This is a genomic window from Pseudomonas sp. R4-39-08 (assembly GCF_003852275.1).
In the GTDB taxonomy this organism is placed as follows: Bacteria; Pseudomonadota; Gammaproteobacteria; order Pseudomonadales; family Pseudomonadaceae; genus Aquipseudomonas.
Genome location: NZ_CP027733.1, coordinates 3,619,655 through 3,644,283, shown reverse-complemented (window position 1 = coordinate 3,644,283; position 24,629 = coordinate 3,619,655). Strand labels below are relative to the sequence as shown.

General features: G+C 62.6%; 22 protein-coding genes. 8 read left to right on the top strand and 14 right to left on the bottom strand.

The window, feature by feature from the left end:
* Positions 1–29: 29 nt before the first annotated feature.
* A complete protein-coding gene (gene nhaA / locus C4J88_RS16830; RefSeq protein ID WP_124407605.1) occupies positions 30–1,373 on the bottom strand; it encodes a Na+/H+ antiporter NhaA in 1,344 nt (447 codons plus the stop codon).
* Positions 1,374–1,605: 232 nt separating this feature from the next.
* Between nhaA and C4J88_RS16825 the strand changes: the two genes are divergently transcribed.
* Positions 1,606–2,430 (top strand): DUF2242 domain-containing protein, encoded by an 825-nt coding sequence (locus tag C4J88_RS16825; RefSeq protein WP_124363379.1) that lies wholly within the window; start codon positions 1,606–1,608, stop codon positions 2,428–2,430.
* Between the two features lies 1 nt (position 2,431).
* On the opposite strand, the gene aceE is transcribed toward C4J88_RS16825, so the two are convergent.
* Positions 2,432–5,092, bottom strand: a complete 2,661-nt coding sequence (gene aceE, locus C4J88_RS16820) for a pyruvate dehydrogenase (acetyl-transferring), homodimeric type (RefSeq protein WP_124407604.1) — start codon at positions 5,090–5,092, stop codon at positions 2,432–2,434.
* 145 nt (positions 5,093–5,237) lie between these two features.
* Here aceE and C4J88_RS16815 point away from each other — a divergent pair, with 145 nt between their 5' ends.
* Positions 5,238–5,708, top strand: coding sequence for a MarR family winged helix-turn-helix transcriptional regulator (locus C4J88_RS16815; RefSeq protein WP_124404605.1), 471 nt, complete (start codon positions 5,238–5,240; stop codon positions 5,706–5,708).
* A gap of 27 nt (positions 5,709–5,735) precedes the next feature.
* Here the strand turns inward: C4J88_RS16815 and C4J88_RS16810 are convergent, their stop codons facing one another.
* From C4J88_RS16810 to C4J88_RS16800, 3 genes are all read right to left on the bottom strand, one after another.
* Positions 5,736–6,743: a pyruvate dehydrogenase gene (locus C4J88_RS16810; protein ID WP_124407603.1), complete on the bottom strand. Its 1,008-nt coding sequence runs from the start codon at positions 6,741–6,743 to the stop codon at positions 5,736–5,738.
* A gap of 332 nt (positions 6,744–7,075) precedes the next feature.
* Entirely contained in the window at positions 7,076–8,110 is a 1,035-nt protein-coding gene (locus C4J88_RS16805) for an AraC family transcriptional regulator (protein WP_124407602.1), read from the bottom strand.
* Between the two features lie 4 nt (positions 8,111–8,114).
* On the bottom strand, positions 8,115–9,245 hold the full coding sequence (locus C4J88_RS16800; RefSeq protein WP_124407601.1) for a carbon-nitrogen hydrolase family protein: 1,131 nt from the start codon (positions 9,243–9,245) through the stop codon (positions 8,115–8,117).
* 210 nt (positions 9,246–9,455) lie between these two features.
* Here C4J88_RS16800 and C4J88_RS16795 point away from each other — a divergent pair, with 210 nt between their 5' ends.
* The gene (locus C4J88_RS16795) at positions 9,456–11,495 is read left to right on the top strand and encodes an NADPH-dependent 2,4-dienoyl-CoA reductase (RefSeq protein ID WP_124407600.1); all 2,040 of its coding nucleotides are present in this window, start codon (positions 9,456–9,458) and stop codon (positions 11,493–11,495) included.
* 68 nt (positions 11,496–11,563) lie between these two features.
* Positions 11,564–12,454 (top strand): 1-aminocyclopropane-1-carboxylate deaminase/D-cysteine desulfhydrase, encoded by an 891-nt coding sequence (locus C4J88_RS16790; protein WP_124407599.1) that lies wholly within the window; start codon positions 11,564–11,566, stop codon positions 12,452–12,454.
* Between the two features lies 1 nt (position 12,455).
* Here C4J88_RS16790 and C4J88_RS16785 read toward each other — a convergent pair whose 3' ends face one another.
* The 3 genes from C4J88_RS16785 to C4J88_RS16775 form a co-directional block, all read right to left on the bottom strand.
* Complete coding sequence (locus C4J88_RS16785; protein ID WP_124363371.1) at positions 12,456–13,010, bottom strand: cytochrome b; 555 nt, start codon at positions 13,008–13,010, stop codon at positions 12,456–12,458.
* 111 nt (positions 13,011–13,121) lie between these two features.
* Positions 13,122–13,949, bottom strand: coding sequence for a phosphonoacetaldehyde hydrolase (gene phnX / locus C4J88_RS16780; RefSeq protein ID WP_124407598.1), 828 nt, complete (start codon positions 13,947–13,949; stop codon positions 13,122–13,124).
* A 27-nt stretch (positions 13,950–13,976) separates the two neighbouring features.
* Complete coding sequence (locus C4J88_RS16775) at positions 13,977–15,086, bottom strand: 2-aminoethylphosphonate--pyruvate transaminase (RefSeq protein ID WP_124407597.1); 1,110 nt, start codon at positions 15,084–15,086, stop codon at positions 13,977–13,979.
* A gap of 111 nt (positions 15,087–15,197) precedes the next feature.
* Here C4J88_RS16775 and C4J88_RS16770 point away from each other — a divergent pair, with 111 nt between their 5' ends.
* Together C4J88_RS16770 and C4J88_RS16765 are read left to right on the top strand one after the other, a co-directional pair.
* Positions 15,198–16,055, top strand: coding sequence for a LysR substrate-binding domain-containing protein (locus C4J88_RS16770; protein ID WP_124407596.1), 858 nt, complete (start codon positions 15,198–15,200; stop codon positions 16,053–16,055).
* Positions 16,056–16,154: 99 nt separating this feature from the next.
* Positions 16,155–16,862 (top strand): YebC/PmpR family DNA-binding transcriptional regulator, encoded by a 708-nt coding sequence (locus tag C4J88_RS16765; RefSeq protein WP_124367488.1) that lies wholly within the window; start codon positions 16,155–16,157, stop codon positions 16,860–16,862.
* A gap of 107 nt (positions 16,863–16,969) precedes the next feature.
* On the opposite strand, the gene C4J88_RS16760 is transcribed toward C4J88_RS16765, so the two are convergent.
* The 4 genes from C4J88_RS16760 to C4J88_RS16745 form a co-directional block, all read right to left on the bottom strand.
* Positions 16,970–18,271, bottom strand: coding sequence for a protein kinase (locus tag C4J88_RS16760; RefSeq protein ID WP_124408640.1), 1,302 nt, complete (start codon positions 18,269–18,271; stop codon positions 16,970–16,972).
* A gap of 40 nt (positions 18,272–18,311) precedes the next feature.
* Positions 18,312–19,406, bottom strand: a complete 1,095-nt coding sequence (zapE, locus tag C4J88_RS16755; RefSeq protein WP_124367487.1) for a cell division protein ZapE — start codon at positions 19,404–19,406, stop codon at positions 18,312–18,314.
* 98 nt (positions 19,407–19,504) lie between these two features.
* The gene (locus tag C4J88_RS16750; RefSeq protein ID WP_124407595.1) at positions 19,505–20,242 is read right to left on the bottom strand and encodes an anti-sigma factor; all 738 of its coding nucleotides are present in this window, start codon (positions 20,240–20,242) and stop codon (positions 19,505–19,507) included.
* Positions 20,239–20,745 (bottom strand): RNA polymerase sigma factor, encoded by a 507-nt coding sequence (locus C4J88_RS16745; RefSeq protein WP_124367485.1) that lies wholly within the window; start codon positions 20,743–20,745, stop codon positions 20,239–20,241. Before C4J88_RS16745 ends, C4J88_RS16750 begins: the two co-directional genes overlap by 4 nt.
* Positions 20,746–20,914: 169 nt before the next feature.
* Here C4J88_RS16745 and C4J88_RS16740 point away from each other — a divergent pair, with 169 nt between their 5' ends.
* Positions 20,915–21,997 carry a catalase family peroxidase gene (locus tag C4J88_RS16740; RefSeq protein WP_124407594.1) on the top strand — a complete coding sequence of 361 codons (1,083 nt, stop codon included), beginning with the start codon at positions 20,915–20,917 and terminating at the stop codon, positions 21,995–21,997.
* Entirely contained in the window at positions 21,994–22,533 is a 540-nt protein-coding gene (locus C4J88_RS16735) for a cytochrome b (RefSeq protein ID WP_124404592.1), read from the top strand. The genes C4J88_RS16740 and C4J88_RS16735 overlap by 4 nt, the downstream gene beginning before the upstream one ends.
* A gap of 7 nt (positions 22,534–22,540) precedes the next feature.
* Here the strand turns inward: C4J88_RS16735 and C4J88_RS16730 are convergent, their stop codons facing one another.
* Positions 22,541–23,692, bottom strand: coding sequence for a M14-type cytosolic carboxypeptidase (locus C4J88_RS16730; RefSeq protein WP_124407593.1), 1,152 nt, complete (start codon positions 23,690–23,692; stop codon positions 22,541–22,543).
* A gap of 463 nt (positions 23,693–24,155) precedes the next feature.
* The gene (locus C4J88_RS16725) at positions 24,156–24,506 is read right to left on the bottom strand and encodes a DUF6124 family protein (RefSeq protein WP_124363358.1); all 351 of its coding nucleotides are present in this window, start codon (positions 24,504–24,506) and stop codon (positions 24,156–24,158) included.
* Between the last annotated feature and the right edge of the window lie 123 nt (positions 24,507–24,629).

Genomic DNA, 24,629 nt, shown 5'->3' with positions numbered 1-24,629 from the left:
CGCGCGTTAAAGCCCGCGACGCTTCGTTCTCAAGTCCGCTTGCCCGAGAACTTGAGCTTGCCCCAGCTCAGGCCGATGACCGCCGCCAGGGTCGAGGCCGTCAATACGCTCAGCTTGGCCGCCGCCAGCAAAGCCGGGTCGGAGAACGCCAGGGAGGAGATGAAGATCGACATTGTGAAACCAATCCCCGCCAGCAGACCCACCAGGCCCACACCCGTCCAGGTAACGCCGTCCGGCAGCTTGCAGAGGTTGAGCTTGACCAGCGTGAAGCTTGCCAGCATCACGCCAATGGGTTTGCCCAGCACCAGGGCGAAGATGACGCCCATGAACACACCCTGGGGCAGGGGATCGTCCAGGTTGAAGCCGCTCAAGCTGACACCCGCGTTGGCCAGGGCAAACAACGGCATCACGCCGAACGCCACCCATGGATGCAGCGCCGATTGGACCCGCTGCACTGGCGGTAATATTTCCCGCTGTGCTTCGCGCAATTGCTTCAACGGCTGGGTAACGTGCCCTGGGCCTTCAGGCGACTGGGAAAAGCGCTCCATCAATTCGTTGAGCGTGCGGCCTATGGTGTCCAGCGGGCGTTCGGTGGTGGGCTTGGAGTTGACGGGCGTCATCAGCCCCAGGATCACGCCGGCGAGCGTCGGGTGAACGCCGGTCTTGAGCAGGCCGAACCACACAATCGCTCCAGGCAACAGGTAGATCGCGGCCTTGCTGATGCCCATGCGCTGGAAAACCAGCACCAGCGCCAGCCCGGCGACGGCAATCACCAGCCCCATGTAATCGAGGCTGGCGGTGAAGAAAACGGCAATGATCAGGATCGCCACGATGTCATCGATAATCGCCAGGGCCAGCAGTAAAATACGCACGCCGCCGGGAATCGACTTGCCCAACAGTGCCAGCACGCCGACGGCAAACGCGATATCTGTCGCGGTGGGCACGGCCCAGCCACTGGCGGCGGCGGTGCCGTGGTTGAGCAGGGTGTAAATGAGCGCCGGCATCAGTACGCCGCCCAGCGCAGCGCCCAATGGCAGTGTGGCCAGCTTCAGGCTGGCGAGCGCGCCGTCCTTGATTTCCTGACGGATCTCGGCGCCCACCACCAGGAAAAAGATGGTCATCAGGCCATCGTTGACCAGAAAATGCAGGGAGCGCGACACGCTGTATTCGCCCAACCCAAGGGTGACCGGCGTATTCCAGAAGTGCTCATAGGTGTCGGCCGCCGGGCTGTTGGCCCAGATCAACGCGACGATGGCAGCCAGCAGCAGAACGATGCCGCTGACGGCTTCAATCCGTGAAAAGCGCTCAAGGGCCGACAGTGCGCCCTCGGTCAAACGCTGAGGGCGAGGGATGGCGGGGTGTTTATCAGGCACGACAAATCTCCATTGGCGGCCCGACCAACGCTTATCCTTTAACCTGCGCTGTGCCGTATGCAGCAGCGCACCCAGGGCGATAATAGGAAGTTGGGGAATAAGTTGTAAACAAACTTGTCATAGTCAGCGGCACCGGTCCCAAGGCCTGTGACGTTTTACCGACAGGAATGCGCGCGCCAGCGCCTCGTTCTGTTGCACAATACCGCCCGGACTGTTTTTCTCAGGATTTTCGATGTCGACATCATTTCACTTGCGAAACCTAGGGTTGGCGCTGGTGCTGGCGGGCGCGGCGGGTTGCTCGTCGCCCAAGACCGCTATTTACGAACATGAGAATTTCGACGATTCCGGTACGTTTTCCCGCGATTACCCGGTAAGCGATGTGGCGGCCTGTGAAGCCGCGCGCCGTGCCCTGCTGAGCCAGGGCTATATCATCACCAGCAGCGACCCGAAGCTGGTGGCCGGTAACAAGAGTTTCCAGCAGACCGGCGAAAGCCACCTGCAGATCAGCTTCAACGTGGTGTGCGCCGCGGATGGCAAAGGCAGCAATCATTCGACGATGTTTGCCAACGCCTTGCAGGATCGCTATGCGCTGAAGAAGGTCAACAACTCCGCGAGTCTCGGGGTAGGGGTACTGGGTTCGGTGTCGATGCCGATCGGCTCCACCGATGACTCGATGGTCAAGGTGGCGAGCGAGACCGTTTCGGCGCCCAAGTTCTATGAGCGTTACTTTGCGTTGGTGGATGTGTTCCTGCCCCAGGAAGTGAAGCAGGCTGCGCACATCCCCGAAAAGCCCAAGGATGAGCTTGGCATGCCTGAACCCAAGGCCGCACCGGCCGCCGAGAAGGTCGAGGCGCCCCAGGAGACACCGGCAACGCCTGCCGCTGCGCAACCGCTCGCACCGCCAGCCGAAGCCGCACCGATCGCGCCGAGCGTAGCGCCGGAGCCCGTACCGGACACCGCACCGGCCCCGGCAGCAGAACCCGCGCCGGCACCGACCAACCCGAACCTGCCAGCGCCGACGGAGGCGATTCCACCCCTGCCAACGCCTGCGCAGTGACTCACACCGCTACGGGGTCTGCCTTGTCGGCATTGATCCCGTAGCGGCTGATGGCCTCCACGACTTTGTCACGGCCTATCACGCCGTCATCTGCCAGTGCTTTCAGGGCCGCCAGCACAATGAAGTGTCGATCCACTTCAAAAAACTCGCGCAAAGCTTCCCGCGTATCCGACTGCCCGAAACCATCGGTTCCCAATGCCACAAAGCGGCGGCCGTGTACGAAAGGGCGGATCTGGTCTGCGAATAACTTCATGTAGTCCGTTGCCACCACCATTGGCCCGGCTTTACCGACGAGGCACTGCTCCACGTAGCTCAGGCGTGGCTCACCCTCCGGATGCAGCAGGTTCCAGCGTTCTGTTGCGTGCCCGTCACGGCGCAGCTCAGTCAGGCTGGTGGCGCTCCATACGTCACTGTGCACGGCAAAATCCTGCTCAAGCAGGGCCGCTGCGGCGATCACTTCGCGCAAAATCGAACCGCTGCCCATCAATTGCACCTGTGCGTCGGGGTGTGTGCTCAACGGGTACATACCTTTGAGAATGCCATCCTCCACGCCTTCGGGGATCGCCGGGTGCGGGTAGTTTTCGTTGAGCAAGGTGATGTAGTAATAAATGTCTTCTTGCTCGACATACATACGGCGCATGCCCTCGCGAATGATCACCGCCAGCTCGTAGGCAAAGGTCGGATCATAGGCCACGCAGCACGGAATCACTGACGCCAGGATATGGCTATGCCCGTCGTCATGTTGCAAGCCTTCGCCCATCAGGGTAGTGCGCCCGGCCGTGGCCCCCAGCAGAAAACCGCGGGCCCGCGCATCACCGGCCGCCCAGGCCAGGTCGCCGACGCGCTGGAAGCCGAACATCGAATAGAAGATATAGAAAGGCACGGTCATCAGGCCGTGGTTGCTGTAGGACGTACTTGCCGCGATCCATGAGGAAATGGCACCCGATTCATTCAGGCCTTCCTGCATGATCTGTCCGTCCTTGCTCTCCTTGTAGTAGCTCAGTTGCCCAGCGTCCTGCGGGGTGTACAGCTGGCCGACGGCGGAGTGGATGCCGATCTGCCGGAACAGGCTTTCCATGCCGAAGGTGCGTGACTCATCCGGCACGATGGGGACGATCAGCTTGCTCAGATGTGGGTCCTTGAGCAGCGTGCCGAGGATGCGCACGAACGCCATGGTGGTGGAAATCGCACGCTCGCCGGTGTCCTTGAGCTGGGTAGCGAAGGCGGACAGCGGCGGGATCGTCAACGGTGCGACGCCGCTGTGCCGAGCGGGCACATAGCCGCCCAGGGCCTGGCGTCGGGCGGCAAAGTAGCGGGCTTCGGCACTGTCGGCGGCGGGTTTGAGGTAGGGGATTTCGTCGAGCTGGTCATCGGCCACTTCCAGCCCGAAGCGGTCACGGAAGGCTTTCACCGCGTCGGCCCCCATCTTTTTCAATTGATGGTTGATGTTCTGGCCTTCGCCGGCTTCGCCCATGCCGAAGCCTTTTACAGTCTTGGCCAGGATCACCGTGGGCTGGCCCTTGTGCCGCACGGCGGCGGCGTAAGCGTTGTAGACCTTGTCCGGGTCATGCCCGCCCCGTGAGAGTTTCCAGATATCGTCGTCGGACATATCTGCAACCAGCGCCAGCAACTCCGGGTATTTGCCGAAGAAATGTTCGCGTACGTAGGCGCCATTCTGGGATTTGTAATTCTGGTAGTCGCCGTCCACGCATTCCATCATGCGTTGGCGCAGCAGGCCGCTGTGGTCCTTTTCCAGCAGCGCATCCCAGCCACCGCCCCAGATTACCTTGATCACATTCCAGCCTGCGGCGCGGTACAGGCTCTCGAACTCCTGGATCACCTTGGCATTACCGCGCACCGGGCCGTCCAGGCGCTGCAGGTTGCAGTTGACCACAAAGATCAGGTTGTCGAGTTTTTCACGGCCCGCGACGGAAATGGCGGCCAGGGATTCCGGCTGATCCATTTCGCCATCGCCCAGGAACGCCCAGACCTTGCGCCCCTGGTGTGGCTTGAGGTCGCGAAACTCCAGGTAACGCATGAAGCGCGCCTGGTACGCGGCAGTGATCGGCCCGAGCCCCATGGAAACCGTAGGGAATTGCCAGAAGTCCGGCATCAGCCGTGGGTGAGGGTATGACGACAGGCCTTCGCCGCCGGCCTCGCGGCGAAAGTTATCCAGTTGGGCTTCGTTGATACGGCCTTCCAGATATGCGCGGCCATAGATACCAGGGGAGGAATGGCCCTGGATGTACACCAGATCGCCGTCGAAGGTGTCGGTTCGGCCACGGAAGAAATGGTCGAAGCCTACGTCGTACAGCACTGCGGCTGACGCATAGGTGGCGATATGCCCACCCACGCCGGAGTGTTTGCCTGCACGCAAAACCATCGCCATGGCATTCCAGCGGATAAACGCATTGGTCCGGCGTTCGATGTCCAGATTGCCGGGGTAGGGCACCTGGCGATCGACGGCAATGGTATTGACGTAAGGGGTGGTCACCCGTCCGTAAAAGTCGCCGTGGCGCGCGACGTCGAAATCCAGCAACTGATCGATCAGGTAGTGGGCGCGGGGGCGGCCTTCGGCCGACAGCACCGATTCGATGGAGTCCAGCCACTCGCGGGTTTCCTGTGGATCGTTGTCCAGGGACGCGGCGTTATTCGGGTTCATATGAGGCTCCAGGGTAAGCGGATTCCAGGCGGCGAATGCCTTGTGGGCGTGGCGCGGTTATAGTTGCAATTGCAACGACATGTCCGAATTTAGCCCGGGATGAGCTACTATTGCAACCTTCTTGAAATTCCCCGGATGGTGTTGCATGTCGTCGAAAGAGCCTGATGTATGGTTCCGTTTTGTCAGGGCCCACAGGACGGTCATCCGTGAAATCGAGCGCCGGTTGGCCGAGGCGCAACTGCCGCCGTACGCCTGGTACGACGCGTTGTGGGGACTGGAGAGCGGTCCTGAGGGCACTCGCCGTATGCATGAACTGGCCGATGTACTGGCCATCGAGCGTTACAACCTCACGCGCCTGGTCGACCGCCTGGAAAAAGACGGCTTGGTGGTGCGCTCGCGTTCCGACGGCGATGGCCGGGCGGCGTTTGCCTCGATCACCGAGGCGGGCCGTACCCTGCGCAAAAAAATGTGGAAAATCTACGAAAGCACCGTGGACGAGCTGTTCCTGTCGCAGATCGAGCCCGAGCATCGCCAGGCCTTTGCCGATGCGCTGGAGCGTACGGCAGGGTTGGCGATGGGTGCCGCTGTGCAAACTCGTGGCCGGCGCAAAACCTGATGAAGTGAGAAAGAGGCTGCATTCCCGTCATTTCAAGTGATAGCGCTGCAGGGCGTTTTCCACCCTTTGTGTGTCCAGATGCCCCTCATCGGCCAACGCTTTGAGCGCCAACACCGCAATCCAATACCGGTTCGGTGCGGCTGCCTGTACCGAGCCTGCGCCCAGCGCCACGAAGCGCGTATCCACATGCGCCGCCAACTGATCGACAACCGCCTGCGGGTAGCCGGTGACGGCAACCACCGGGGCCCGGCTCCCCGCCAGGCAGTCGCGCAGATGGCAGCTGCGCCTGGGCGCGCGCGGATGCAGGCGGTTCCAGCGCTCAGCGGCCGCCGCCTCGCGAGCCAACCGGGTGTAACTGGGGCAACTCCAGACGTGCGCCGCAATGCCCCATTCATCTTCCAGCAACTGCGCCGCGTGTATCACCTCCTCCAGTGCCCGGCCGGCACCGAGCAGGCGCACTGCCGCCCCTGCGCCCGGTCGCCGCACGGAGTACATGCCCTTGACCGTGCTTTCACAGTCCAGCGTCTGCGATGCGATGGCGCTTTGCTGATCATGCAACGCCAGGTAATAAAAACCCGGCGTGCCATCGACGTATAACGTGCGCAACCCCGCCAGCACGATCGCCTGTGCTTCTTCGCCTGAGGCGGGGTCGTAGGGCGTGCAGCGTGGATTGGCCGACAGCCACAATGGCAACGACGGCTGCGCGCCCTTCGGCCAAGGCGATGGCTGGGTTTCGCTGTCGTTGCACAAGATGCCGCGCTGGGCGGTCTGGTCTGACAATGCGCACAGCTGCGCGGACGACGTCACGCTGTGCAGGTAGAGCAGCGGTTTTTCGCCGGTGTTGCGCGCAAACCAGGTGGGCCAGCTGCCCACGCGCCGACTGCGTGACTGCCCGCGAATCACCCAGGCCTGGCGGCTCGATTCCAAGGTGTTGGCCATGGTCATGACCGTGTACAGCGGCGAGTTGCGCGCGTGCGCGCAGGGGGTGAGTGCGTCGATGCACAATTGCGCTGCATTCGCGGTAGAGGCGGGCATGGGCGTGGCTCCTGACAACAGAGGGCCTACCCTAATGGAATTCGACTTGTAATTGCAATTGCAATGATTGCAATTGCGCGTCAGCGCTAATCCGCTAAATCTGTCCGCCGCCGACGCGTTTAATCTTCGAGTGCAGGAACGTCATGGCGCAGACATTTTTTCGTCATGACGGCACTTTAGGCTGATCGTGCAGGTCATTAATCGTGCGGCTGCTTTTAACTCAACAAGGAGTCCCCCATGGACGATTACCAGGAAGAACTATTGGAGTACCAGGCATTCGAATTCGACCCGCTGGACCCGGTCGACGATGCCACCGAGCTGTAAGCCCGACTTCAGGCGGAATGCCGCTGACTGCGGCGAAATTCCCCTGGGGTCTGGTTGTTCCAGCGCCTGAAGGCGCGTTGGAAGGCTTGGGCTGAGGCGAAACCGAGCAAGTAGGCGATCTCGCCGAAAGCCAGTTCCGTATCGCGAATGTAGGTCATGGCCAGGTCGCGGCGGGTGTCGTTGAGAATCGCACGGAACTGGGTGCCCTCGTCGGCCAGTTTGCGGCGCAGTGTCCAGGTGGGCAGCTTCAAGCGTGCCGCCACTTCTTCCAGGTCGGGTTCCCGGCCGCCATTGAGCATCGGCCCGAGCAACCGGGTAATGCGCTCGCGCAGGCTGCGGGTGCGGGTCAGCTGCTCCAGTTCCCGTTCACACAGTTGCAGCAACAGCTGCCAGGTACTCGGGCAGTGGTGCGGGTTGCGCAGGGCGAGGGTAGGTTGGCTGAGGCGCAGTTGATTGTTCTCGGCACCGAACTGCAACGGTGCGGCCCCCAGCACGTCATACCGCTCACTGTACTCGGGAGCTTCGAACTCGATTTCGATGCGCTGGGCCTGCACCCTTTGTTGCGCCAGGCTCGACAGTTGATGCAGCCAGCCGGCGATGATCGAGTCCACCACAAAGCGGTTGTAGGCGTTGTAGGGGCTGATCGAATAGAACCGCAGCCAGGCACCTTCGGCGTCCTCATGAAAACTCGATTGCCCACGGTAGTTGGAGCCATACAAGGGTTCGAAACGCGTCAGCGTACGCGCGGCTTCGCGCACATTCGGCGCCTGGGCCGCGGTGACACCGGCGAGCCCGGCCTGGCTCAGGCGGCTGAGCTGGCCCATGCGCAGGCCCAGGCCTGGGTCGCCAGTCAGCTGAATGGCCGCATGGCCCAGGCGCATATAGCGCGGGATCGACAAGCGCGCGCCCGCTTCGGCCAAGCGGGCTGGGTCCAGGCCGTATTGCAGCAGTAGGGGTTGCGGGTCCAGGCCGTGGCTGTGCACGGCATCGGCCAGGGTGTGCACGAAGCCCACCGACAAATCCCCCAGGCGCACCGGCTTCACGCGGTTACAGCCAGATATTCAGCAGGCGCGCGCCACGGGCATCGCCATCGGCGAACAGTTGCCCGTTGCGGCTGAGAAAGCTTTGCCCGGCGCTGCCCAGGTCCCAGAACTGCCCACGCAAAAACACGCTCATGCCCGCCGTGGCTTGGCTGATCGGTGGCTGGCTGATCAACGTCAGGCGACGCCAGGCTTCGCCCTCGCTGGTTTCTTCGGGCTTGAGGCTGACTTCCGACGGCGTCGACACGCTCTTGAAACCGCGCCACGGGCGGTCCCAGGTGTCGCGGCCGGTCACGTAGGCCGGCACTGCAATCAATTGGGCGCCTTGATCGTTGAGCTTGCGGTAGTTATCCGGGTACCAGCTGTCGCTGCCGATCAGGATGCCCAGGCGCCCGGCCGGGGTGTCGACCACGCTGACGATGTTTTCATCGCCGGGCTCGATAAAGCCGCGTTCGTCGTAGATCGGATACAGCTGACGTTGCGGCTGGCCCAGGGGCAAACCATCGGCGGCAAACACCAGGCTGACGTTGTACAGCGCGCCGTGCCCGACCTGCAGTTGCCCCAGACTCACACTCGGGTTGGGCAGGGCGATGGAGCCGGCCACCAGGGTCACGCCGAACTCCTTGGCCAGGCCACCGAACAGCACCTGGTAATCACGCGCCATGCCCGGTGCTTTCATGCGCAAATACGCATCGTCCATGCGGTTCTCGCCGGTGGCGCTGATCCAGGCGCGCATGAACTGCACCGGGTTGCTGACGGACAACCAGTTCATCGCGTCCCTGAGATGAGGCGCCTGGTACAGCTCGTTTTTCTCGCCGCCCAGCATCAGCCAGGTGCCGATGTGCTCGGGCAGCACCACGATGGTCTTGTCGTTGATCAAGCCCAGCTCACGGGCCTTTTGCAGATAGGCCGAGAGCTTCAAGTGCAGGCGTTCCAGGCTCTGGTAGTCGGCAGGGAACAGCTCCGGCTGGATGCCCAGCAGGTTGCCACGCTCGGCCGGCTGGCCTTCGTTGACGGCGAGGGTGATGCGCAGGTCTGACAGGTAATGCCCCACGGGGCGCTCCTGGGTCCAGACCAGATACGCGGCAAGGGCGGCAACCAGGGCCATGGAGACGGTGAACACGAGTAATTTACGCATGGGGCAACAGACAACACACCGGGGGCAGGGTTCGCGACTAGGGTAGGGCCCATGGCCTGGCTTGCCAAGGGGTGCTGTGCATTTGGATCAATAACTTGTCAGTTTCAGTCATTGAGCGGTAGGTGATCGCCTCTTAGTCTGTGGGACATAACCGATGGGGTGCCATTCGAGCCCTCCACGTCCCGTGATGATCCGTTGTGGAGCTGTACCATGACCGCTGCTGCCTACCCGCATTTGCTGGCCCCGTTGGACCTGGGTTTTACCACCCTGCGCAACCGCACCCTGATGGGCTCCATGCACACTGGCCTGGAAGAAAAGCCCGGCGGTTTCGAGCGCATGGCGGCTTACTTCGCCGAGCGTGCCCGTGGCGGCGTCGGCCTGATGGTGACCGGCGGCATCGGCCCGAACGATGAAGGCGGCGTGTATGCCGGTGCGGCCAAGCTGACCACCGACGAGGAAGCGCAAAAACACAAGATCGTCACCCAGGCCGTGCACGACGCCGGTGGCAAGATCTGCATGCAGATTTTGCACGCCGGGCGTTATGCCTACGGCCCCAAGCAAGTGGCGCCGAGCGCGATCCAGGCGCCGATCAACCCGTTCAAGCCCAAGGAGCTGGACGAGGAGGGCATCGAGAAGCAGATCCAGGATTTCGTCACCTGCTCGCTGCTGGCCCAGGTCGCCGAGTACGACGGCGTGGAAATCATGGGTTCCGAAGGCTACTTCATCAACCAGTTCCTCGCCGCCCACACCAACCACCGCACCGACCGTTGGGGCGGCAGCTTTGAAAACCGCATGCGCCTGGCCGTGGAAATCGTGCGCCGGGTGCGTGAAGCGGTAGGCCCGAATTTCATCATTATCTTCCGCCTGTCGATGCTCGACCTGGTCGAGGGCGGCAGCGTCTGGGACGAAGTCGTGCAACTGGCCAAGGCCATCGAGCAGGCCGGCGCGACCCTGATCAACACCGGCATCGGCTGGCATGAAGCGCGCATTCCGACCATCGCCACCAAGGTGCCGCGCGGGGCGTTCAGCAAGGTCACCGCCAAATTGCGCGGGGCGGTACAGATCCCGTTGATCACCACCAACCGCATTAACACTCCCGAAGTCGCCGAGCAGATCCTCGCCGAAGGCGATGCCGACATGGTCTCCATGGCGCGGCCGTTCCTCGCCGACCCGGAGTTTGTCAACAAGGCCGCGGCCGGGCGCGCCGACGAGATCAACACCTGCATCGGCTGCAACCAGGCGTGCCTGGACCACACCTTCGGCGGCAAGCTGACCACTTGCCTGGTCAACCCGCGGGCGTGCTATGAAACCGAGCTCAACTACCTGCCGGTCAAGCAGATCAAGAAAATCGCGGTAGTCGGCGCCGGCCCCGCAGGCCTGGCGGCGGCAACGGTGGCCGCCGAGCGCGGCCACCAGGTGACGCTGTTCGATTCCGCCAGCGAGATCGGCGGCCAGTTCAACATCGCCAAGCGTGTGCCGGGCAAGGAAGAGTTCTTTGAAACCCTGCGTTACTTCAAGCGCAAATTGCAGACCACCCATGTCGAGCTGTGCCTCGACACCCGTGTCGACGTGGCGCAACTGGTGGCGGGCGGTTATGACGAGGTGATCCTGGCCACCGGTATCGCGCCGCGTACCCCGGCGATCCCCGGTGTGGAGCACGCCAAGGTGCTGAGTTACCTGGATGTGATCCTCGAGCGCAAGCCGGTGGGCAAGCGTGTGGCGGTGATCGGCGCTGGCGGCATCGGGTTCGACGTGTCGGAATTCCTGGTGCATCAGGGCGTGTCTACCAGCCTGGACCGTGAAGCGTTCTGGAAGGAGTGGGGCATCGACACCCTGCTTGAGGCCCGTGGCGGCGTGGCCGGGATCAAGCCCGAGCGGCATGCGCCGGCGCGTGAGGTGTTCCTGCTGCAACGCAAGGCGTCCAAGGTCGGCGACGGCCTGGGCAAGACCACCGGCTGGATCCACCGCACCGGCTTGAAGAACAAACAGGTGCAGATGCTTAACAGCGTCGAATACCTGAAGATCGATGATGAAGGCCTGCACATCCGCATCGGTGCCGAGGGCGAGCCCCAGGTGCTGGCGGTGGACAACATCGTCATCTGCGCCGGCCAGGACCCGCTGCGCGAACTGCACGACGGCCTGGTCGCCGCCGGGCAGCACGTGCACCTGATTGGCGGTGCCGATGTGGCGGCCGAACTGGACGCCAAGCGCGCCATCAACCAGGGCTCGCGTCTCGCCGCCGAGCTTTGAAGCACAGGAGCTGTGAAGAACGGGAGCGGTGATAGACTGCCGCTCTTTTTTCAGGCAGATGCGCGCTCATGGGTCCTTTCGACTGGCTCCCCCATGCTCCTCTTGAACCGGTGCAACTGGACTGGCTGCAAGGCGTCGAGTTGGCCGTACTGCGCCTGGACCGCATCGACCCGCTGATCAGCGGCAACAAATGGTTCAAGCTCAGCGGCCACCTGGCCCAGGCGCAACAGGCCGGCGCCAGCGGCATCATCAGCCTCGGCGGGGCTTACTCCAACCATCTGCATGCACTGGCGGCGGCGGGCAAGCGCTTTGGCTTCGCCACTGTCGGCCTGCTGCGCGGCCATGCCCAAGACACCCCCACCGTGCTCGACCTGAAAGCCTTCGGCATGCACCTGCATTGGCTGGGTTATGGCGGTTATCGCGAGCGGCATGCGCCGGGGTTCTGGTTGCCTTGGCGTGAGCAGTATCCGCATTTGTACCCGGTGCCCGAAGGCGGTGGCGGATTGACCGGAGCGTTGGGTTGCGCGGTATTGCTCGAGCAGGCGCGGGCGCAATTGGCGAACCTGGGCTGGGCCGACTACGACGCCTGGTGGCTGGCGGCCGGCACTGGCACCACCCTGGCCGGCCTGGCGCTGGCCGAGGCGGGCGCGCATGCCATGTACGGGGCGATGGCGGTGCCGGCTGATCACGGCGTGGCGCAGAACGTCAATGCCATCGTGCAGCACGGCTACCACTTGCTTGACGCCAGCCGTGGCGGCTTTGCCAGCGTCGACCCGCTATTGCTCGAATTCATCGAGAGCACGCAACAGGCGTGTGGCATACCCCTGGAACCGCTCTACACCGGCAAGGCGCTGCTGGCGTTGAAGCAGCAGATCGAGGCCGGACGTTTTGCCGCCGGCACTCGGCTGATCTTCATTCACACCGGCGGCTTGCAAGGCCGCCGAGGCTTCAACGCCTAGCTCAGCGAACACTCCGGCCCGGCATCATGCGCAGTGCCGTGTTATCGCGCAGCACATAATGATGAAAGATCCCCGCCAATGCATGCAGCCCGATCAGCCAATAGCCCGCCTTGCCGAACCACACATGCCAGCCTTCGATCTGCTTGGCCAATGCCTTGTTCTCGCCAATCAGCGGCGGCAATTCCATCCCATAGAACATCACCGAATGCCCCTCGGCACTGACGATCAGCCAACCGGCAATCGGCATGCCGATCATCAGGGCGTACAGCGCAGCGTGCATCAGAGTTGCCAGCAGGCTCTGCCATTGCGGCGGCTGCGGCAGTATTTTCGGTGCAACGCCCAGGCTGCGCGCGAACAGGCGCAACCACACCAGCACGAACACGGTGAGGCCAAGCATGAAGTGCATTTCGACAATCAGCGTGCGTGCGCCGCTGCCCTTGGGGAACTGCCCGCGCAGTTCAATGCAGGCATAAACCACCGCCAGCAGCACCACCATCAACCAGTGCAACGCAATCGACATGGTGCTGTAGCGTGTATCGGAATTTTTCCACGGCATTACTGGGTTCCTCACTTGTCAGGGCATGCCTCCGTTCTTTGACGGAGTAGGGTAACTGTATGCCTGTTTCAAGCGCTTCGCCCGTTGCGAATGCGGTTGCCTTGACCTCGGTCAGTCGCTTTGCGGCATTTCCCCACGCGTCAGGCGCGCGTTGATAGCGGCGATCACCTGCGGCAGCTCGGTAATGGTGTCCACCCGGTAGTGCGGGCGTGAGCCTTCGAACAGCGCTTCGATACGCTGGCGCTCGCTGGCCAATGTGGCACTGTCCAAGCCCCGAAATTGCTCGTAGGTCAGGCCCAGGGCGTTGCCGGAGCAGGTCAGCGCCACGGTCCACATGCCTGCGCGGCGGCCTTCCAGTATGCCCGGCACGGTGTCGTCGACCTTCACGCACGCCGCCACATCGTCAATGCCCAGCGCGATCACATTGGCCAGGGCCTGGGCCGGCCACGGGCGGCCGTTGGGGACTTCGTCGGTGGACACCACGTGATCGGCGACATAGCCGTTGCTGGCGGCCAGGGCGACTACTTTGTCCATCACTTGCCTGGGGTAGCCGGAGCAGGATCCTATCTTGATGCCCTGCGCGCGCAGCCCGGCAAGGGTGTCGAGGGCGCCGGGGATCAGCGCCGAGTGCTCGGCGATTTTCTCGATCTGCAACGGCATGAAACGCTGGTAAATGGCCGTTACGTCGTCGTCGGTGGGCGTGCGACCGAACGCCTGGCGGTAGCGCTCGGCAACCTGCGGCTGGTCGCACAGCGTGCGGATGTGGTCCCACTTGCCCATGCCCATCGGGCCACGGGCTTCTTCGATGGAAACCTGTACGCCGAACTCGGCGAAGGCCTCGACGAAAATCTGCGTGGGCGCAAACGAGCCGAAGTCGACCACGGTGCCGGCCCAGTCGAGGATGACGGCCTGGAGGGTGGTGGGGTTTTGATAGTTCATGGTGCAGATCCTGTCGGTAAGGGGAAGTCAGATGTCCAGCAAGTTCATGTCTTGCAATACCTCGGCGATGGCGTTGACGGCGGCCTGCATGCCTGCGGCATCGACCTGGCCGATGCAGCCCACGCGGAAGGTCTCGACCTGGGTCAATTTGCCCGGATACAGGAGGAAACCCTTGGCCTTGACCCGTTCGTAGAATTCCGTGAACTGATAGCGCGGGTCTTTCGGTGCGTGGAAGGTGACGATGATCGGTGCCTGGATCGCCGCTGGCAGGAAGCTGCGCAGGTGCAGTTCGGCCATGCCGTCCAGCAGTCTCTGGCAGTTATCGGCGTAGCGTTGATAGCGGGCGGGCAGGCCGCCTTCTTCGTGGTATTGCAGCAGCGCTTCGTGCAGGGCCGCGACCACGTGGGTGGGCGGGGTGAAGCGCCATTGGCCGGTTTGGGCCATGTAGTGATGCTGGTCGAACAGGTCCATCGCCAGGGAGTGCGACTGACCTCGGCTGGCGGCCAGCGCGGTTTTTTCGACGAAGACAAACCCCATGCCCGGCACGCCTTCCAGGCATTTGCCGGAGGCGGCGATCAGCGCGTCGAACGGCACTTCGCGGGCGTCGATCGGCAATGCCCCGAAGGAGCTCATGGCGTCGATGATCAGGCGCTTGCCGTGGCGTTTGACCACCTCGGCGATCTGCGCCAGCGGGTTGAGGATGCCGGTGCTGGTTTCGCAGTGGATCAGCGCGACATGGGTGATGGCGGCGTCGGCGTGCAGCAGGCGGTCCACATCGGCGGCGGCGGTGGGTGCGTCCTCCAGGGTTTCAAAGGTGCTGAACGCCCGGCCGAGCACGTCGCAGATTTTCGCCAGGCGCTTGCCGTAGGCACCGTTGATCAATACGAGCACCTTGCCGTTGCGCGGCACCAGGGTGCCGATGGCGGCTTCGACGGCGAAGGTGCCGCTGCCTTGCAACGGCACGCAATGATGACGCTCGGCACCCTGAATGATCGCCAGCAATTGCTCGCAAACGCTGGCGGTGAGTTGGTTGAAACGCTCATCCCATGAACCCCAGTCCACCATCATCGCCTGACGGGTGCGGTTTGACGTGGTCAGGGGGCCGGGGGTCAGCAGGATTGGCGCGGCAGTGCTCATCTTGGCTCCTCGTAAAACAACGGGTCGACTCTACGGCGCCTAAATTGCAGTTTGGCTTGTCATCAATCAAATTGTTTGTTGTTATGCGAGCTATCAGTGAGGCCGATAGCCATGAACCTGTTTCAACTGCGCGCATTCGATGCCGTAGCCCGCGAGGGCAGTTTTACCCGGGCGGCAGCTCGGCTGTTTATCAGCCAGCCGGCGGTGACCGGGCATATCAAAGCCTTGGAAGAGCACTACCAGATTCCCTTGCTGCGCCGCACCGCGCGGCGAGTGGAGTTGACCGAAGAGGGCGCGCGCCTGGCGGCGATCACCCGCGCGATTTTCGGTCTGGTCGACGAGGCGCAGGCCATGCTTGAAGCCAATCGCCAATTGCTCACCGGGCGCCTGGAAGTGGCGGCGGACGGCCCGCATCTGGTGATGCCGATGATCGCCCGCTTGCGGGCCTGCTATCCAGGGATCACGGTGAACCTGCGCCTGGGCAATGCCCAGGAAACCCTCGCGGCCTTGTTGTCGGAGCATGCAGACGTGGCGGTGCTGACCGAAGTGGAACCGCGCAATGGCCTGCACCTGCAACCCTTGGGCGAGTCGCGTATCTGCGCGCTGGTGCCGGCCGCGCATCCGTGGGCGGCGCAGGCCGAGGGCATTGAGCTGGCGCAGTTGAACGAGGTGATCATGGTGCTGCGCGAGCCCAGCTCCATCACCCGGCGTACGTTTGATGACGCGTGTCTGGCCGCCCAGGTGCGGCCCAGGGTGCTGCTGGAACTCGACAGCCGGGAAGCGGTGACCGAGGCGGTTGCCGCCGAGCTGGGGGTGGGGGTGGTGTCGTCGATAGAGGTCAGCCAGGACCCGCGCGTACACGCCGTGCCGATCCTCGGCGATGGCCTACTCAACCGGCACAGTCTCGGCTGCCTGGAGCGGCGCCGGTCGCTGCGCTTGATCCAGGCGTTTTTCGAGTTGGCGCCTTGAGGGTTTTTTGGTGGAACGATGCGTGGCTGCGCTATAAACTCTGCCCCCAAAGCGCCGGCCAGTAGACGTTTCGGCGCCATGGATAGTAGAGAGTGAGTCATGGGCGCACAGTGGAAAGTCAAACATAAAGAAGCGGCAGCCAATGCCAAGGGCAAGATTTTCGGCAAGCTGGTGAAAGAAATCACCATCGCCGCCCGCAACGGTGCGGACACCTCGACCAACGCCCACCTGCGGCTGGTGGTGGAGCAGGCCAAGAAGGCCTCGATGCCCAAGGAAACCCTGGACCGCGCAATCAAGAAGGGCGCCGGTCTGCTCGGTGAAACCGTGCAGTACCACCGCGTGACCTACGAAGGTTTCGCCCCCCACCAGGTGCCGTTGATCGTCGAGTGCGTCACCGACAACATCAACCGCACCGTGGCGGAAATCCGCGTGGCGTTCCGCAAGGGGCAACTGGGCGCTTCCGGCTCGGTGGCCTGGGACTTCAACCACGTCGGCCTGATCGAAGCATCGCCGGACACCCCGGACGCTGACCCGGAAATGGCCGCCATCGAAGCCGGCGCCCAGGATTTCGAAGACGGCGAAGAAGCTGGCACCAGCCTGTTCATCACCGAAACCACCGACCTGGATGCGGTGCAGAAAGCCTTGCCGGAGCAGGGTTTCACCGTGCTGTCGGCCAAGTTGGGCTACATCTCGAAGAACCCGGTGACCGGCTTGAGCGAGGAGCAGATGGCGGAAGTCGAAGCCTTCCTGGAAGGCTTGGACAACCACGATGACGTGCAGGATATGTTCGTCGGCCTGGCGGGTTAAAACGCGGTAAAAAATGTGGGAGGGGGCTTGCTCCCGATCGCGGTGTATCAGCCACACTATCTGTGTCTGACCCACTGCTATCGGGGGCAAGCCCCCTCCCACATTGGTTAGTGGTGTTGGAAAGATTGCAGTACGGCTTCGATATCTTCGAAGCTCGGGCGCGCCAGCACATCGGGCTGGCAGCAGCGTGTTTGCAGCTGTTCCAGTTCGGCAGCGATCTTCGTATCAACCCGCTCCAGCAACTCCCCCAACAACACCCCGAACGCGCGCACTTCAATGCGCTGCAACGCCCTGGTTTCGAGGGTGTCCGCCGTGGCATGAAACGACGCCGCGCCGAAATCCCCCAATAAACACTCGCCCGCGCTGTTCCACAAAATATTGTGGCCGTACAGGTCGCCATGGGTAATGCCGTGCCGGTGCAGGTGCGCCGCCACCGAGGCGATGCCGCGGGCCATGCGCAGCGCCACCTCGAGGCTCAGGCGCAGGCTCGGTTCGTAGATATCCCGCGTGCAGGACGCCAGGCTCGGTAACGCCGCGAGGTTGCGGTAGCTCGGATCGATCAGGTCCATCACCAGCGCGGCCTGATCGGCGGGGTGGCCGACGATGCGCCCCTGCACACTGATCAGGTTGGGGTGCAGCCCGGCGGCGATGCACGCTTGCATTTCGTGCAGCGGCGAGCCGTCGCTGGTGATCGTGCCTTTATACAGTTTGACCGCGACGGGTAACGCGCGGGGCTTCCACAAGGCCTTGCGAATAATCCCCGAGGCGCCTTCGCCGAGTACGTCACCCAGTTCCAGTTCGTCCCAGGGAATCTGCGCTGTCTCATCGTCACCGGCCACGTCCACGGCCATTTCCACCGGGTTGCCGGCATAGGCCAGCCACGTCAGGCTGGGCAGCGTCAGCAGCCAGTGCGGCAGGTGCGTCAGGCGGTTCGACGCGATGCGGATCAGCTCGAGGTTTTCGCATTGGGCCAGGCTGGGCGGCAAGTGCGTCAGTTGGTTGCCGGCCAGCATCAGCTTTTGCAGCAGCGGGCGCTGGCCGAGTTCGTCGGGCAGCTGGCTGATGCAGTTGTCGGTGAGGATCAGCCAGCGCAACTGCGGCGGCAGGGCGGCGGCGGGTACGTGGCGGATCTGGTTGGCCTTGAAGCCGATCATGCTCAGCGCGGCGCACTGGCCCAGGCATGCCGGCAGTTCGGTGAAAGCGTTATCCGAGCAGAACAGCACGCGCAGGTGTTTGAGGCGGTGCAGGTCGTCGGGCAGGCTGCTCAAGGCGTTGCCCGTGAGGTTGAGGATTTCCAGCGAGTCGGCCAGTTCGAAGATTTCCCGGGGAAATTCGGTCAGCCCGCAGGCTAGGTCCAGGCGTGTCGCACCGGCCAATTGGCCGGCCTTGAGTTGGGCGAGGGTATTGATCAACGGCGCGGTCACTCGGCAAGGGGGCGTGAAAAGGCGCTCATGATACCGGGTCGGGCGCCGGTTGCACGCTGCTCACGTGCAATTGCCCCAGGCGGCTGGCGGTACGGGCAAGGTCGATGGCCTCGCCACTCAAGGCGTGCTCCAGGGGTTGTTCACCGATCAGGACCAGCTGTTTGTCGCGGTCGTAGAGCACGTCAATTAGGTTGATGAAGCGTTGCTGCACGGCAATCGGGCAGTCGGCGAGGTGGGGCAGGCCGTCGATGACCCAGTGGTCGTAGTCCTGGCACAGCAGCAGATAATCCATCACGGCGGTGAGCTGTTCGCACAGGTCGTTGAAGGTGAAGGCGATGCTGCGTGCTTCACAGCGACGGCACAGCAATTGTCGGTTGCCGACGGCCAAGGGCAGCGCCGGGCTATCGGCGGCGGGCAGGCCAAGCGCCGCACGTTGCGCCACGCTGCCGGGCCAGACGTACTGGCCAGTGCTGAAGCGCTGCTCGGCATGCGCTTGGGGCAGGCGGCGAAAATCCTCGGGAGCGCTGACTTCCAGCACGTCCATGCGCGCAGCGATCAGATCTATCACCGGCTTGAAGCGCTGGTGGTACAGCGGATTGGGCAGCAGGCCCTCGGGCGCATAGTTGGAGGTCACCAGTACCAGCACACCGCGCCGGAACAAGGCCTGGAACAAGCGGCTGATAAGCATGGCATCGCCGATATCGTGCACATGGAACTCGTCGAAACACAGCACGCGGCAGCCCGCCAGCAGTTCGTCGAGGGTGACTGCCAGCGCGTCGTTCTGCTCGCGGTGCCGGAACATGCCCCGGTGCAGTTCGGCAAAAAAGTCGTGGAAGTGCACGCGCTGCTTGTTGGTGATCGGCAGCGCCTGGAAAAAACCGTCGAGCAGCCAGCTTTTGCCGCGCCCCACCGGGCCGTGCAGGTACAGGCTGCGCGTGGGTCGGCCATCGAGCAGGTGCTGGGTCTCGCGGGCCATGGCCGCAATTGCCTGCACCTGGCCGGCACTGAGGGTGTAGCCCTGTTGCCGGGCCTTGTTGTGGAAAAACGCCGGAACGGGCGAGGCGTGCGAAACTCGATGGGTATTGCCCAGCAGGCGGCGGATCAGGGAAAGCACGGCCAATACAGCTCACTCGTTATTGCGTTGGTCGCTTACTTTAGGGCGCCTGATGCGATTTGACCAATAGAGAAGGCGGTGCATAGCTGGCCGGACGTGGGCGTCTAGAACTTGATTTGCGGCGGGGCGGCCTGATCCACCGGGCTGACCATCGCATAGTTGTACCCGCCGCCCGACCAGTAGTCGGCCTGCAAACCGTCGGCGCTGCGACTGCCACGGGGCAGGAAGCCGTTGTTCGGGCCTGGCGGACGAATGTAGAAGCTGATGCGCCGTCCTTGCGCGTCTTCGTACAACACCATGGCCGCCGCGCCTTGGTCGGTGGTGAGCAGGCGCCCGCTGACCGGGGTGAACCCCGCCTGGCTCAAGTCGGGCAAGCGATGGGCCTGGTTGAAATAGCGGTCGAGCCAGGCTTGCATCGTGGTGCGATCTTGGGCGCTGTAGTCGGCGGGCATGATGCCGTCCTGGGCAAACAGGCGATACGCCTGCATGGCATCGGCCATCGGCAGCAGCGCTGGCTGGGCGGCGTCGCGGGCGTGCCAGCCGCCGATCCCGCCGAGGCTGATGGCAATCAGCAGCAGCGCGGCCGTGGCGAGGTGGCGGCGGGACTGGCGCTTGATGCGCTGGCGAATCAGCGCCGGGTCCAGTGCCGGGTTACCCGGCTGTTGCAGGGCACCGCTTAAAGAGGCGCGCAATAATTGCGCATCCTGTTGCCAGGCATGCACTTGGGCAGCCACGTCGGGGTGGCTCGCCAGCCAGGTTTCAAGTGCCCGGCGATCACTGTCGAGCAATTGGTGATCGACGTAGGCGTGTAAGTCGCGTTCGCTGGGGGGCAGGCTGATCATTTGAGTATCCGCAGGGAAGGGCTGGCAATTTCGCCATCGCTGAGTTGACGCAGGGCCTGGCGGGCGCGGGACAGGCGCGACATCACCGTACCGATGGGCACGTCGAGTATTTCGGCGACTTCCTTGTAGCTCAAGCCTTCGACCGACACCCACAGCAGCAGGGCGCGTTGCTCGGTAGTGAGCTGGTCGAAGGCTTGCAGGGTGAATTGGGCCATCACTGTGCGCTCCACCGAGGGCTGCGCATCGTCGCGGCCGGTGAAGAATTCGAGCATGCGGGCGTAGCGGCGGCTGCGCCGGTGGGCGTCGAGGAACTGCCGGTAGAGGATCGAAAACAGCCACGCACGCAGGTCGCCTTCGATGCGTTTGTCGGCCCACGCGATGATCGCCCGTTCCAGGGTTGCCTGCACCAGGTCGTCGGCGCTGCTGGCGTTACGGGTCAGGGACACGGCAAAGCGCCGCAGCCTGGGGATGAGTTCACGTAACTGTTCGTCGAGTTCATGCATGGGAGGCCGGCTGGTCGCTACGCTGGGACTAGGGAGACGTCCGGCGCTCAAGGTTATTCCATGGGGCTGAAAAATAAACGCGGCCAGGGAATAGAGCCTGTCGGCGTGCGTCTTTAGTGTTCCGACCTTATGTTTTACCCCCTAAGGCCTCTGGCCCTGGAGTTCTTTCATGGTAGATCACTCTTCACCGCCTCGTCCTGCGTTGAGCACTGCGAGCCTTATCGCGCGGCTCGCGGGTATTGGTGCGGTGGTTGCCGTTGTTGCCGGGGCATTTGCCTACGTCAACGGCACCCTCGACCCACAACGCCTGCGGCCAAAAACCTTGGTCAATGCCCTGGAAACCAATAACGGTGTGCACCCTGGCTTTCGACGTAACCATGCCAAGGGCGTGTGCGTAGCCGGCTACTTCCAGAGCAGCCCAGAGGTGCGCGCCTACTCCAGCGCCCAGCTGTTCAACGAGGCGAAAACTCCGGTGATCGGGCGGTTTGCCTTGCCCAGCGGCAACCCTTATGCACCGGACAACAGCGTGCCGATCCGCAGTTTTGCCCTGCAATTCAGCCAGGCCAACGGTCAGCAGTGGCGCACCGGGATGAACAGCATGCCGGTGTTCCCGGTGGGCACGCCCGAGGCGTTCTACCAACTGCTCAAGGCCGGCGCGCCGGACCCCGCCACCGGCAAGCCGAACCCTTCGAGCATGCCGGCGTTTTTTGCCGCACACCCGGAGACCGCAGCGTTCCTGGCGTGGGTTAAAACCGCCAAGCCATCGGCCAGCTACGCCACCGAAACCTACAACGGCATCAACGCGTTTTACCTGGTGAGCGCCGACGGCAAGCGCCAGGCCGTGCGCTGGGCCGTGGTGCCGCAGAGCCGCGACGCCGCCGGAGATACTGCGCCCGAGGGCGGCGACTTCCTGGAAAAAGACCTGATGCAGCGCCTGGCTGCCGGGCCGCTGCAGTGGCAATTGAACATGGTGCTGGCCAACCCCGGCGACCCGCTGGATGACGCCAGCAAGACCTGGACCGGTGAACACAAAGTGCTCAATGCCGGCACCCTGGTGCTGCAGAGCAGCCAGCCACAAGCCGACGGCGATTGCCGCGATATCAACTTCGACCCGCTGATTCTGCCCAGCGGTATCGAGGCCTCCAATGACCCGCTGCTGGCTGCACGTTCAGCCGCCTATGCCAGTTCCTACCTGCGGCGTGCCGGTGAAGTCGGCCCGTTGCACAGTGCCTCCCAGGAGTCGAAGCCATGAATGTTCAACCAAGGTTTTTCGCCCCGTTGGCGCGTTTGCTGCACTGGCTGATGGCGCTGATGATCATCGCCATGCTGTTTATTGGCGCGGGGCTGGCGGCGTCGGTTTCCGAGCGCCACGAGTGGTTGATTCACCTGCACAAGCCGCTGGGGATCGCCATTCTGGCGCTGGTCATCGTGCGGCTGGTGGTGCGTTTTTCAACGCGCCAACCGCCGCTGCCGGCGGACTTGCCGCTGTGGCAAGTGTTGGCGGCCAAGGCTTCTCACGTGGTTTTGTACGGGTTGATGCTGGTGTTGCCGTTGCTGGGCTGGGCAATGATTTCGGCCGCCGGCGACCCGGTGATGCTCAGCAGTGCCGTGCAACTGCCGGCACTGGTCTCGGCGAATGCGCCGTTGTTTGCGCTATTGCGCAAGGCCCACGGTTATCTCGCCTACCTGTTGTTCCTGACGGTGCTGGTGCATCTGGCGGCCGCGCTGTTTCACGGGTTGATCCGCCGTGACGGCGTGCTGCAAAGCATGACCGGCACCAAACACTGACCGAGCGTTAACGCACGTGGCCGATGATATCGGCCACGCTGCTCAACACATCCTTGCCCAGCTGCTTGGAGCGATCGCCGGACCAACCGGTTTTCGGGTTGGGTGCGTCGTCATTGTCCTTGAAGGGCATCTCCAGGGTCAGTGACAGGCAGTCGTATTTCTCACCCACCGCATTGCAGGCCAGGGTCATATTGGCTTCGCCGGGTAGGTCGCGGGTGTAGCCGTGGGTGGTCTGAAAGTCACGGGTCAGGTGGCTCAGGTGGCTGCGGAAACGGTTTTCCAAGGCTTCGATACGCGGGTTGTAGCCGGGATTGCCTTCGCAGCCGGCGGTGAAGACGTAGGGGATTTCTTCGTCGCCATGGATATCGAGGAACAGGTCGACGCCATGTTTTTCCATCTGCTGTTGCACGAACAGCACTTCCGGGCTGAGCTCCTGGCTGGCGCTCTGCCAGGCGCGGTTGAGGTCCTGGCCCATGGCGTTGGTACGCAGGTGACCATGGAACGCGCCATCGGGATTCATGTTCGGCACCAGGTACAGGTCGGCCACCGCCAGCAGCTTTTTCAGCTCGGCGTCACCGTCCTGTTGCAGGCGTTCGATGACGCCTTCCATGAACCATTCGGCCATGTGTTCGCCGGGATGTTGCTGGGCGATGATCCAGACCTTGCGGCGACCTTCGCCGCCTTTGCCACGGCGCAGCAGTTGGATATCGCGCCCCTCGACACTCTTGCCGGTGGCCAATAGCTTGACGCCAGCGTACTTCAGGGCCTGCTCGATCAACCAGTCGTGGCGTTCGCGGCTATAAGGCTCGAAGTAGGCGAACCACGCGTGTTTTTCCCGGGTCTGGAGGCTGATATGCAGGATTTCGCCGTCAAAGCGCGACGGCACGCGGAACCAATTGACATGGTCATAGGACGCTACGGCGTTATAGCCGCTCCAGGCATGCTTGTAAGACGAGCGGCCCGCGTTGCTCAGGCGAAACGTGTGGGTGTGGCCCACGTGCATGCCTTCGGCCTTGAAGTGGAACCACTGGTAGTGCTGGCTACGACTGTCGGGCTTGATGGCCAGCAATAGCTGGTAGGCATCGCTGGCATCCAGGACCTGGATATTGCCGCTGTCGAAAGCAGTGCTGATCTTGATGGAGGTCAAGGCCACGGTCATAGTCTGGTTGCCTGAATATGAGGATGTGGCGGCTATCTTACACAGGCGGTAGGCACATTCTGGAAGCAAAATTGTTGCACGGGGGAGGGGGCGTCATCCGTGACGCTGCGGCAGCTTAGGGTTTGTGAGATTGATTCTCAAGCGCTAAATCGCAAAGATCCGGGCTAGAGCGGTGCTGTGCCTTTCTTTTCGCAATGGGCTTTTGCTACCATGCGCGCCATCACGCACCACACAGTCTTCATTAGCCTGAAGCCACGCCAGGAAAAACTGGCAAAAAAAGACCCGGCCAAAGAGCCGGGTCAAAAACCGTGATTAGCCTGATGAGGAGATATTCCAAGAGTCCGACCTAAGGTCTCTTGGTCTATCGACTGATCTCGCGATCAGCTGGGTCCAATAATAATCATTATCATTTGCAAGTCAAATGTTTTTATCCGCTAGATAGAAATTTTTTCGTGCACGTCCTTTAAATGTTCGCCTGCGCCTCAGTCGCTCGCAACGACCGCTCCACCATCGCTTTCGCCATATCGATCAAGTAAACCACCGAAAACGCCAGGTCGCGATGATTGCCTTGATGGCTGCTCGCCGATTCGTAGGCCGTTGCCGCAGCACTGCGCAGCAGGTCAGAGGCATGCACCAGCGCTTCTTCCTGGCTGATGCCTGGCTTGATGGTGAAAAAGGCCTCGTCCACGTCTCGCGCAGACATATCTTCTTTCAAGTAATAGTCCAGCGCGCGCTGGGCAGCGCCGCTGCAGCGCATGTCATGCAGGTCAGTGTGTTCGGGTGTTTCAGGCAGATGATACGGGCTCGTCGTCATAAGAGGCGGTACTCCGGGTGGGTGTCGAAAACCTTATGTCGATGATAGTACGTATCGTATTTATGTCGTTTTATGGATTACTACAAACTGTTTATTGCCCTGGAAAATACGCAACGTATTGTC